Raw genomic sequence first — 11,681 nt, 5'->3', positions numbered from 1 at the left:
GGGTTCGATGGCGCTGCGCTCCCCCTTTTTTCCCCTGGGACTGGTTTCTGCTAGCGAAGCGCCGGTCGATTGGCCGCGTCTGGCCGGGGGGTGGCGGGCCTGCGCGGCGGTCCGTATTCCTGAAGGGCTGGTGGCCGAGGCGGCCCAGGCTTTGCCGCGGGCCTTCAGCCGCTCGCGTCCTGCTTTTGCCGGCCTGCCGATGGACCGCCCCCATATTATGGGCATCCTGAATGTCACGCCCGACAGTTTCTCTGACGGCGGGGATCGCAGTGACCTGACGGCCTTTATCGACCATGGGCGGGCGATGGCTGCCCAAGGGGCTGCGATCATCGATGTTGGCGGGGAATCAACGCGCCCAGATGCCCCCGCGGTCGATCCTGAAGTAGAAGCCGCCCGAGTGGTCCCCGTTGTGCGTGCACTGGCCGAGGCAGGGCTGCTGGTCTCCATCGATACCCGGCGCGCGTCGGTCATGGCGGCGGCGCTGGATGCGGGCGCGCGGATCGTCAATGACGTCTCTGCCCTTGAGGATCCTGCCGCCTTGCCGCTGGTGGCATCCCGGCAGGTGCCGACCATCCTGATGCATATGCGCGGCACCCCGGCGACCATGCGCGGCTATACGGTCTATGAGGATGTGTTGGCCGAGGTCTATGAGGCGCTGGAGAAGAGGATCGCCGCCTGCCGTCAGGCGGGGATGGGAGATGAGCTTCTGTGTGTCGATCCGGGGATCGGCTTTGCCAAGAATACCACGCAGAATCTGGTGATGATGCGGGCGCTGGCAAGCTTCCATGGCTTGGGCGTGCCTGTCCTGCTGGGAGCATCGCGCAAGCGCTTCATCGATGAAAGCGTCGGTGCCAAGGAACGTCTTGCCGGTTCGATCACGGCAGCGGCAGCCGCCTGGGAGGCCGGCGTACAGCTCATCCGCGTCCATGATGTCGCCGAGACGGCCCAGGCACGGGCGCTCTGGCAGGCAATTAATGGCGTGGAATAGGCAGGTGTTTGTCTATATTCTTGAAGCACAAGAGAAATTTCTTTCTCGACCTATACCTTTTTGGCGAGATAACCGATGGCTTCAAGCGACGTCCCTGCCACTGTCGAACTGATCAAGTCGGCTCCCACGCATCCGGATCTGATTACGGCCTGCGAGGCCTATATTGATGACATCAAGAACGACAATAACTGGGACTTCTATTCGAATGGCGAGTTCGTTTTTCTGAACCGGATCGCGCCCTTCTGCCACACGGTTTTCGACGTCGGGGCCTGTATCGGCGAATGGACGCTGAAGTTCCTGGAGCTCAAACCGGATGCCCTGGTGCATTGCTTCGAACCCCTGGAGATCAATCAGCCAAAGCTGATCCAGAACTTGTCGGGCAAGGCGATCATCAACGGTTTTGCCATTGGCGCGGAGCGGGGGGAGCGTACCCTCAATGTGGTGGCCGAAGCAGGGCAGGACCATTGGGAACTGGCCTCGCTTTACAAGCGCGATGCTGCCATCGGCGAAACGGTGGAATTCAAGACTTCGGTGCTGACACTGCTTGATTACTGCCGCGACAATAAAATAGAGCATATCGATCTGCTCAAGATCGATACCGAAGGGGCGGAGATGGACATTTTGACCGGAGGGCGTCAGATGTTCGCCGAAGAGCGGATCATGGCCGCACAGATCGAATATGGCGGTACCTGGCTGGGGCCGCGTCGTCAGCTTCGGGATGCGTTCGATCTGATGGAGGGCCTGCCCTATACGATGGCCAAGCTGATGCAGGATCGCTATATGGTCGTCGATAAATACTGGCCGGCGCTGGATAACTACCAATATTCAAATTGGTTAATCTTGCACAACGATATCGTTGAAACTCTTTGATCTTGATTTTTTCAAGGGGTTGGTCTTGACTTTATCGACGGGGCAGATCGTGGCGGCCCTCCAGGCAGCGACGCTCGATGACGATCTGGAGATGGCGTGCTGGCGCTACATGAACCGGGTCAGGAATGACAATAACTTCGAGTTCGAGACGAACGGCGAGGACAATTTTCTCGCCATGGTGACGCCTTTCTGCAGGACGGTGATGGATGTAGGTGCCTGCGTCGGCGACTGGACCGAGGCGGCACTGGCCCGGAAGCCCGACGCGATTATCCATTGTTTCGAGCCGCTGCCCGCCAATTTCGCGGCTTTGCAACGCAATCTGGGCAAGCGCGCCTTCGTGAATGGATTTGCCCTGGGCGCCACTTCCGGAGAGGTCCGTTTTCAGGTGCCCGCCGACAAGGGGCAGGAAAAGTGGGAACTGGGGTCACTCTATTCCCGTATGGCGCCGGGCGTCGATTCGATGACCGAGATTGCCGTAGAGGTAAGAACCCTGTCGGATTATTGCCGGGACCAGGAAATCGGATCCATCGATCTTTTGAAGATCGACACCGAAGGGGCGGAGATGGATGTGCTGCTGGGAGGCGAGCGGCTGTTCAGCGAAGGGCGCGTCAAGGCGGTGCAGTTCGAGTATGGTGCCACTTGGCTCGATGCCCGCCGTCAGCTTTTTGACGTCTTCCAGTTCATCGCGAGCAAACCCTATGTGCTGGCCAAGCTGATGCCGACGGGGCCAATGGTCATGGAGAAATACCAGCCGATGTTCGATAATTTTGCCTATTCGAACTGGGCTATCCTGCACCGCGATCTTTTAGCCTGAAGGCCAGACCTGTCACCTCAAAAAAACCCGAAAATCCATATGTTGTCGTTGACCGGGAGGGTGCTTACCATGGCGTCGCATCCATTCCCCGACATGGCTTTATCTTTCGAGTAGTTTCCTCCCATGACCCAATCCCTGTTTGGAACCGACGGTATTCGCGGTCGCGCCAATACCGAACCGATGACGGCCGTCACGGCGCTGAAAGTCGCGATGGCGGCGGGCAGCCATTTCCTGTCCACATCTCCGCGCCGCCATCTGGCGATCATCGGCAAGGATACGCGGCTCTCGGGCTATATGCTCGAGCCAGCATTGGTATCGGGCCTGACCTCGGTCGGGATGGATGTCATCATGCTCGGGCCGCTGCCGACACCGGCAGTTGCGATGCTCACCCGTTCCATGCGGGCTGACCTTGGGATCATGATCTCGGCCTCCCATAATCCGTTCGAAGACAATGGGATCAAACTGTTCGGCCCTGATGGCTACAAGCTTTCGGACGAGCTGGAGATGCAGATTTCCAGGGCTGTCCTCTCCAACGAGATGCCGATCCTGGCCCCGCCCGCCAAGCTTGGCCGTGCCCGTCGTTTAGGGGACGAGCAGGGGCGTTATATCGAGTTCGTGAAGAATACCTTCCCGCGCGGCCTGGTGCTTGATGGGCTGAAGATCGTCGTCGATTGCGCCAATGGCGCCGCCTACAAGGTGGCTCCGACGGTGCTGCGTGAGTTGGGAGCGGAGGTGATTCCCATCGCCGTCACCCCGGATGGCACCAACATCAACCGCGAATGCGGCGCGACCCATACTTCGCTGCTGCAAGGGCAGGTCGTGGCCCATGGTGCCCATATCGGCATTGCCTTGGATGGTGACGCCGACCGGCTGATCGTGGTCGACGAATATGGTCAGGTGATCGATGGCGATCAACTGATGGCGCTGATTGCGGGGCAATGGCACCGCGAGGACCGGCTGGCTGGCGGCGGCCTTGTCGCCACCGTGATGTCGAACATGGGGCTGGAGCGCTACCTCGAAGGCATGAAGCTGGAGCTGCGTCGCACGAAGGTCGGCGACCGCAATGTGCTCGAAGAGATGCGCCGCGACGGATTTAACGTCGGTGGCGAGCAGTCGGGCCATATCATCCTGACCGACTATGCGACGACGGGTGACGGCCTGCTGGCGGCATTGCAGGTTCTGGCGGTGCTGGTGAGCAGCAAACAGCCCGTTTCGCGGGTGGCCCGGGTGTTCCAACCCTTCCCACAGATCCTGAAAAATGTCCGCTTCAAGACCGGGCAGGCGCCGCTTGAGGAGGACGAAGTCAAAACGGCAATAGAATCTGCCGAGCATGCGCTGAAGGGAACTGGTAGATTACTCATCCGCAAATCAGGTACTGAACCCTTGATCCGGATCATGGCAGAGGGTGAAGATCAGTCTGTGGTTACGGACGTGGTGGATCGCCTGTTCGCGGTCGTTGAGCGGGTGGTTACCCGTTAGGCCCCCTATCTGGTCAATAGGGGGGAGGGCGTCGAGGTTTGACGAGGTTAGGAGAAGCCGATGCGTATAAACGGACGTGTCCTCGTTGTCGCTGGATCTGACAGCAGCGGCGGTACCGGCATACAGGCCAATGTGAAGACCATTACCGCCCTGGGCGGCTATGCCACCACGGCGGTGACGGCGCTGACAGCCCGTGACACCAAGGGCGCGATGGAGATCCAGCCGGTTCCGGCCTCCTTCGTTCAGCAGCAGATGCGTCTGGCCCTGACGGATATCGGCGCCGATGTCATCCATCTGGGCGCGCTGCACACGGCCGAACTGATCAATGCCGTGACCGATGTGATCGAGGAACTGGCCCCCGGCCTGCCCGTGATCCTGGATCCGGTTGCCGTGACGAAAAGCGGCCGCTCGATGCTGGATCAAGAAGGCATGCGCCATCTCAAGATCCGCCTGTTGCCGATTGCCACCTGCATCACGCCGAACTTGCGCGAAGCTGAACTGTTGGCGGGCATGGATATCGACGATATCGAAACCCGTCGCCATGCCGCGATGATGATGCTGACGCTGGGGGCCAAGTCCGTGCTGCTGAAGGGCGGTCATGGTGACGAAGACCCCGTCATCGATCTGCTGGCAACCGAAGACGGCATGACGACGCTGACATATCCACGCCAGTCCTCCCGCCATGTCGCGGGTATCGGGTCTACCCTATCGGCTGCCATCGCCTGCTATACGGCGCAGGGTAAGCCCATCGTCGAGGCGGTGAAGCAGGCGCGCGGCTATGTGCAGGAATGCATCCGTCAGGCGCCGGGCTACGGCCAGGGCTCCGGCCCGGTCAATCACGCGGTCACCGTACAACCGATGTCGTTTGCCTGATCCCCTGCTACAATCCGCCCCAAAATGGGGGAGGAGTGAGCTATGGGCCAGCCGACACATGTGATGGATCTGAAGGTCCCGGGCGAAGAGACTCTGCCCGACGATCTGAAGCCCTATTTCCAGAAGTGCCGTGACAAGCTGGGGCTCGTTCCGAACGTGCTCCAGGCTTGGCTGTTGCGTCCGAACAAGCTGCGGACCTTCATCGCCTCCTACAACGAGCTGATGCTGGGCGACAGCGGTTTGTCGAAACTGGAGCGCGAGATGATCGCGGTCGCCGTCTCGGCCGTGAACCGCTGCTACTACTGCCTTGTTGCCCATGGGGCCGCAGTGCGGCAGATGTCGGGCGATCCTGAGCTGGGCGAAATGATGGTGATGAACTACCGGGTGGCGGAATTACCGCCCCGGCAGCGCGCCATGCTCGATTTTGCCGTAAAATTGACCGAAGAACCCCGTCTGATAACGGCGGAGGATCGGGCCAGCCTGCGCAAGCTTGGCTTTACCGACGAGGATATCTTCGATATCTGCGAGGTAACCGGGTTCTTCAATATGACCAACCGCGTCGCCCACGGCGTGGATATGATGCCCAATCCCGAATACCACACCATGGCCCGTTAGGAGATTCGCCGGATGCGCCGTTTGTTTGTTGGCTGCCTGAGTATCCTCGGCATCTTCTTTCTGTTGATCGTCGGTGGCCTCGGTTATGGCGCATGGCATCTCTCCAAGACCTTCGATGCTGCTCCGGAACTGCCTAACGTGACATTGGTCTCCCTCTCCCTGAAAGGCGCCCCGGCGGCTGAGGAGAAGGGTGGTATCGACGCGCTGTTCAATGAGGATCAGACCTCGCTGCGCCGTCTCGTCGATGGCATCGACCGCGCTGCCGAAGATGGTCGTGTGCAGGGGCTGTTTGTCGATCTATCCCAGGCCAGCCTGTCGATGAGCGATGCGGAAGAACTGGCGGGGGCCGTGCGTCGCCTGCGTCAGGCGGGCAAGCCCGCCTATGTCTTTGCCGATACGTTCGGCGAAGTGGGGGACGGCACGGCGACCTTCGCCCTGGCGTCGGCCTTCGATCAGGTCTGGATGCAGCCCTCGGGCGAGGTGCGGCTGATGGGTGCCGCCATCGAGCGGCCCTATATCGCCGAAACCTTGCGGATGCTGGGCGTGTCGGTCCGCCTGGGCCAGCGCCATGAGTTCAAGGGTTTTGCCGATATCTTCACCGATGAGGCTATGAACCCCGCTTTCCGGGCGCAGATGCAGCGGCTGGTCGACGATATGACCGCCCAGGCGGTTGCAGCGGTGGCGGAAGGCCGGAAACTTGACCCCGATGCCGTGAAGGCGCTGATGGCAGTGGCGCCGTTGCCGGCCCAGGATGCGATCAACGAAAAGCTCGTGGATCGCCTTGGTTATCGCGCAGAAGCCTTGTTGGCCCTGCAGACGGCGACCAAAACCGGCGCTCTCACCGGCTTCTCCGATTATGCCTCTGGCGCCGGTCTGCCGCGGTCCGTTGCTGCCACCAGCGGGGCCGCGATTGCGGTGATCGAGGCCACGGGGGAGGTCACGCGCGGCGATGGCGAGGCAGGTCCGTTTGGCGAGCAGGCAGGCTTTGCGTCCGAGCGGCTGGCCAAGGCTTTTGGCGCAGCGGCCCGGAACCCCGACGTGCGGGCGATCCTGTTCCGCATCGACAGCCCCGGCGGCTCTTATGTCGCTTCCGACACTGTCTGGGCCTCCGTCAAGGCAGCGCAAGCGGCGGGCAAGCCGGTAGTCGTGTCCATGGGGCGGCTGGCAGCTTCGGGCGGCTATTTCGCAGCGGCGCCCGCCGACCGGATCATCGCCAATGCCGGGACACTGACCGGCTCTATCGGGGTCGCGGGTGGCAAGTTCGTGCTGTCCGACCTCTGGGCCAAGCTCGGCGTTTCCTGGGATCGCGTGGAGGGTGCGCCCCATGCCGCCTCCGAAAGCCCGAACCGCGATTTCACGGCCGAGGAACTGGCCCGTCAGCAGCAGAGCCTCGACCGGATCTATGCCGACTTCACCCGCAAGGTGGCGGAGGGACGCAAGATCCCTATCGATGGCATGGATGCGGTTGCGCGTGGCCGTGTCTGGACCGGCCTCCAGGCCAAAGACATCGGGCTGGTCGATATGATCGGCGGCTGGCGCGAGGCGGTGTGGGAGGCTAAGAAATTGGCCAAGCTCTCACCCGACCTGCCGGTGCATCTTATCAATTATCCCGAACGCCCCAGCGGCTTCGACCGGGCAAAGCGTCTGCTGAGCACGGTGGAAAAATCCGGCAGCGCCATGTCGGTCATGACCTGGTTCGCCGACCGGATGCAGCCCTGGATGGTCAAGGGCGAGTTGACGGGGCCGGTGCGGTAGGGGAGTTCTTAACGACCCTTATTCTCTTTCGTCATCCCGGTGCTCGACACCGGGATCTCCTCCGGGAGCTTGTCCAATTCTGCCTGCCGCTGCGTGGAAATGGCTTCGGAGGAGATCCCGGGATCAAGTCCCGGGATGACGAGGTCTATTTGAAAAGCCTTAAGGCCTAGGCCCCACATAGACGGCGCGCGGGCGGATCAGCGCGCCGGTCTGTCGCTGTTCCAGCGCCTGGGCGATCCAGCCGACGGAGCGGCCCAGGGCAAACAGCGCGAAGGCGGCCCCCTCGGGCAGCTTCAGCATCCGGCGCAGGGCGACCAGCGAGAAATCGAGCGCGGGCCGTTTGCCGGTCAGGGCTGTCACGGCTTCGGCGATGGCGCGGGCCTGGGGCAGGCGGGGATAAACGTCGGCCAGGATCACCTGCGCGCGGATATCCCCGTTGGGGTAGAGCGGGTGGCCGAAGCCGGGGATTTCCATGCCGCTGGCGAGTTGTTCCCGCAAAGCTCCCTCCAGGTCGCTGACGCCCTCCAGACTGCGCCAAAAGGTCTCCACCCGTGCCGTGAGCCCACCATGCAAACCGCCGGACAGGGCCGCTAGCCCACCGATCAGGGCCGCCTGGAGACTGGCCCCCGTCGAGGTAATGCAGCGGGCGGTAAAACTCGACGCATTCAGTTCGTGATCGGCGCAGAGGACAAGCGCCTGGCGGATCAGGTCGGCCTCCCAGCCCCGCAAGCCCCAGGCTACGGCACATTGGCGGTGGATCGGCGTCGCGGCGGGGGATTGGCCCAGGGCGGAGGCGGCCATGAGCCTCACCAGCCTGCCGCACCCTTCGGCCAGACGTCCGGGGGCATGCTCCCAGGCAGCCTCCTGATCGCAGGCAAGGACAAAGCGGGACAGCAATTCGGCCGGGAAGGGCTGTGAAGGGGGCTGGCTCCAGCGGCTTTCGAAGCTTGCGGTTGCCTCGGGCGCGGGATGGGTGAAGGCGTCCTCGATCTGCCAGAGCAGGGCGGCGGCATCTTCCAGCGATGCAGTCCGGGCAAGCGCCACCGCATCCTGGCCCTGGAAATACAGCCGCTCCTCCTCGATCAAGGTCAGGCTGCTTTCCAGCACCGGCACGCCCCAATCCAGGGTGGATTTCGCAATCTCCTTGGGACGTCGCCCAAGCCGTCTGGTGCGGGCCAGTTGCTCGACCGCTTCGCGCGAATATCGGCTGGCGCGCTCGTCCGGGCCGGTGAAGGACTTCAGCAGCCCTCGGCTGACATAGGAATAGAGCGTCTGGGGCGTCACCCCCAGCAGCGCAGCGGCTTCTTTGGCAGAGAGTGTCGACATATCGGTCCGATATATTGATTAAATCAATCAAGATTGACGATTATTTCACTGCCCGGTCAAGGTCCCGTCAACAGATAGGGGATTGGCCGATGCAGAAGATGATGAGCGATGTCGCGGGCGCCTTGCTGGGGCTCGATGCCAGCAAGATCCAAGTGGATGGCGACGGCAGTCTGCCATCGGCCTTCAGCGTCAGCGATCTGGCGGCGGCAAGTATTGGCATGGCTGGACTGGCGGCGGCGGATCTGGCTGAAGCTGCGGGCGGAGCGCGGGCCATGATCTCGGTTGACCGCAGGCTTGCCTCATTCTGGTTTGCCAGTTCACTGCGCCCCGAGGGCTGGGCGCTGCCGCCGATCTGGGACCCTGTCGCGGGTGATTATCCGACGGCGGACGGCTGGATCCGCCTCCACACCAATGCGCCCCACCATCGGGCGGCGGCTTTGACAGCGCTAGGGGGGGGCGGGGATCGGGAGGCGGTGGCCGCCGCTGTCCGGGGCTGGCCCGGCGAGACGCTGGAGGCAGCTGTTGTTGCAGGGGGAGGCTGTGCGGCCTTCATGCGCTCGCAGGCTGACTGGCAGGCTCATCCCCAGGGGCGGGCGGTCGCGGCGGAAGATCTGATCGCGTGGCAGACGGTTGGGGCGCAGCCCTGGCGCCGCCCGCTCGAGCCGACACGCCCGCTGCGGGGTGTCCGGGTGCTGGATCTGACCAGGGTGCTGGCGGGGCCTGTCGCGACACGCTTCCTGGCCTGGATGGGCGCGGATGTCCTGCGGATCGATCCGCCCGATTGGGATGAGCCAGCGGTAGTGCCGGAGATCATGCAGGGCAAGCGCTCGACCCGGCTGGATCTGAAGTCGGCAGCGGGGCGGGAGCGATTGCTCGCCCTGATGGCCGATGCCGATATCCTGGTGCATGGCTATCGCCAGGAGGCACTGGCAGGGCTTGGCCTTGGGCAAGAGGCACGCCGCGCGATCAATCCCGGACTGATCGAGGTCTGCCTGACCGCCTATGGCTGGTCCGGCCCCTGGAGCGGTCGGCGGGGGTTTGACAGCCTCGTGCAGATGAGCTGCGGGATCGCGGACACTGGGCAACGGATATTCGGCAAGGATCGACCGACCCCGTTGCCGGTGCAGGCACTGGATCACGCCACCGGTTATCTGATGGCTGCCGCTGCTTTGCGGGGGGTGACGGAGAGGATCAAGACAGGCCGGGTTATGCAGGCGCGCCTGTCGCTGGCGCGCACGGCAGCCTTGCTGATGGCTTATCCGCAGCAGGAGAGCAGGGCATTCGAACCGGAGAATGCTGCCGATATCGATCCTGCAATCGAGATGACCGGCTGGGGTGCCGCCCGGCGCTTGAGGATGCCGCTTGCCATCGACGGACTTCGCGTCGGCAGCGATCTTCCGGCGATGTCGCTCGGATCATATGCCCCGGAATGGAGCCAATCTTAAAACTGTCATCCCGGACTTGATCCGGGATCCGACCGGCGTTTGTTGCCATGCGCCGCTTAAGGCTGATTACTTCGTATGGCCAGATCCCGGCTCGGGGGCCGGGATGACAGTGTTTTTAGAGGCAATGCTCTCGGAGGAGATCCCGGTGTCGAGCACCGGGATGACGGTTCAGGGGAGTTAAGCTTCAGGCGTTTCCGCGCCGACAGGCGGCACGATCAGCACCTTGTCGACGCGGCGACCGTCCATATCGACAACCTCGAAGCGCCAGCCACCTTCCACTTCCGCCACATCGGCGGGTTCGGGAATGCGCTTCAGGATCGCCATCATATAGCCGCCCAGGGTATTGGCCTGGCTTTCGCCCGCGCCCGGCAGATCATTGAGACCCAGCAGATCGCGCAGCTCATCGAGCGGCATCATGCCGTCGACGAGATAGGAGCCATCCTCGCGCTGGACCCAGTCGGGCTCCTCGTTCGGATCGATGGTGCCGATATCGCCGACCAGGGCTTCGAGCAGATCGTTCAGCGTCACCAGACCCTGGAGATCACCGTATTCGTCGACGATCAGGGCCACGGAGGCGCCGGACTGCTTGAAAAGCTCCATGGCCTTCAAGGCAGGCGAGGTGTCAGGAATGAACAGGGGCGGGCGCATGGCCGCGCGGATATCCACCGGCATCCCGCCGAGATGCGCGGTCAAGAGATCGCGCACCTGAACGACACCGACGATATTATTCGGATCATCTTCGACCACCGGGAAGCGGGAATGGCCGCTGTTCTTGACGATCTGCAGCAGTTCGTCGTGCGGGTCGGCCAGATCCAGCACTTCGAGTTGGGTGCGCGGGGTCATCAAGGCCGAAACGCGGCGGTCGCCCAGACGCAGGGTCTGATCGACGATGGCCTTTTCAGCAGCATGGAAGTGACCGCTGTCGGCACCTTCCTGCATCATCAGCTTGATTTCCTCGTCCGTCACCGGGCTTTCACCGGCCTGCTTGCCGGGGATGAGCTTCAGCACCAGTTCGGTCGAGCGGGACAGCACCCAGATCACCGGGGTGGCGACCTTGGCAATGACGCCCATCGGCTGGGCCAGCAGGGCGGAGATGCGCTCGGGATATGTCAGGCCGAGGCGCTTGGGCACCAGTTCGCCCAGGATCAGCGAGCAATAGGCGATGCCGACGACGACAACGGCAAAGCCGATGTCCGGGGCATAGGGCTCGAGGGCGGTGCCGATGAACCAGGCTGCGATCTTTTCAGAAAGGGCACCGCCACCGAGCGCGCCCGAAAGGACGCCGACCAGGGTGATGCCGATCTGAACGGTCGACAGCATCGCGGTGGGGTTTTCCGAAAGCTCCAGGGCTTTGCGGGCGCCGGCTGAGGTGCGCGCAAGGCGCTGCAGGCGGGCTTTCCTGGACGATACGATCGCCATTTCGCCCATGGCGAAGACGCCGTTCAGCAGGATCAGCAGCAGGATGACGATGAATTCGCCGGTCATGCGGAAGCCCCCCGATCGCTATTCGAGAGGG

At 62.7% G+C, this 11,681-nt stretch carries 10 protein-coding genes; 8 read left to right on the top strand and 2 right to left on the bottom strand.

Annotated elements, in window-relative coordinates; translation table 11 throughout:
* From folP to ACFSM5_RS12000, 7 genes are all read left to right on the top strand, one after another.
* Positions 1–988 (top strand): dihydropteroate synthase (gene folP, locus ACFSM5_RS12030; RefSeq protein WP_379876645.1); only part of this gene is annotated, 988 nt, incomplete at its 5' end.
* 75 nt (positions 989–1,063) lie between these two features.
* Positions 1,064–1,858: an FkbM family methyltransferase gene (locus ACFSM5_RS12025; RefSeq protein WP_379876644.1), complete on the top strand. Its 795-nt coding sequence runs from the start codon at positions 1,064–1,066 to the stop codon at positions 1,856–1,858.
* A 25-nt stretch (positions 1,859–1,883) separates the two neighbouring features.
* Positions 1,884–2,672: an FkbM family methyltransferase gene (locus ACFSM5_RS12020; RefSeq protein WP_379876643.1), complete on the top strand. Its 789-nt coding sequence runs from the start codon at positions 1,884–1,886 to the stop codon at positions 2,670–2,672.
* 123 nt (positions 2,673–2,795) lie between these two features.
* Positions 2,796–4,151: a phosphoglucosamine mutase gene (glmM, locus tag ACFSM5_RS12015; protein WP_379876642.1), complete on the top strand. Its 1,356-nt coding sequence runs from the start codon at positions 2,796–2,798 to the stop codon at positions 4,149–4,151.
* A 60-nt stretch (positions 4,152–4,211) separates the two neighbouring features.
* Positions 4,212–5,024, top strand: coding sequence for a bifunctional hydroxymethylpyrimidine kinase/phosphomethylpyrimidine kinase (thiD, locus tag ACFSM5_RS12010; RefSeq protein ID WP_379876641.1), 813 nt, complete (start codon positions 4,212–4,214; stop codon positions 5,022–5,024).
* 42 nt (positions 5,025–5,066) lie between these two features.
* Complete coding sequence (locus ACFSM5_RS12005) at positions 5,067–5,639, top strand: peroxidase-related enzyme (RefSeq protein ID WP_379876640.1); 573 nt, start codon at positions 5,067–5,069, stop codon at positions 5,637–5,639.
* A gap of 12 nt (positions 5,640–5,651) precedes the next feature.
* Positions 5,652–7,394, top strand: coding sequence for a S49 family peptidase (locus tag ACFSM5_RS12000; RefSeq protein ID WP_379876639.1), 1,743 nt, complete (start codon positions 5,652–5,654; stop codon positions 7,392–7,394).
* A gap of 159 nt (positions 7,395–7,553) precedes the next feature.
* On the opposite strand, the gene ACFSM5_RS11995 is transcribed toward ACFSM5_RS12000, so the two are convergent.
* A complete protein-coding gene (locus ACFSM5_RS11995; protein WP_379876638.1) occupies positions 7,554–8,720 on the bottom strand; it encodes a citrate synthase family protein in 1,167 nt (388 codons plus the stop codon).
* An 89-nt stretch (positions 8,721–8,809) separates the two neighbouring features.
* On the opposite strand from ACFSM5_RS11995, the gene ACFSM5_RS11990 reads away from it, so the two are divergent.
* Entirely contained in the window at positions 8,810–10,165 is a 1,356-nt protein-coding gene (locus tag ACFSM5_RS11990; protein WP_379876637.1) for a CoA transferase, read from the top strand.
* Positions 10,166–10,342: 177 nt separating this feature from the next.
* Here the strand turns inward: ACFSM5_RS11990 and ACFSM5_RS11985 are convergent, their stop codons facing one another.
* Entirely contained in the window at positions 10,343–11,650 is a 1,308-nt protein-coding gene (locus tag ACFSM5_RS11985; RefSeq protein ID WP_379876636.1) for a hemolysin family protein, read from the bottom strand.
* Positions 11,651–11,681: the final 31 nt, after the last annotated feature.

Origin of the sequence: Lacibacterium aquatile (assembly GCF_042683105.1) — a bacterium.
Lineage (GTDB): Bacteria > Pseudomonadota > Alphaproteobacteria > Elsterales > Elsteraceae > Lacibacterium > Lacibacterium aquatile.
This window is presented reverse-complemented; position numbering and strand designations above follow the sequence as displayed.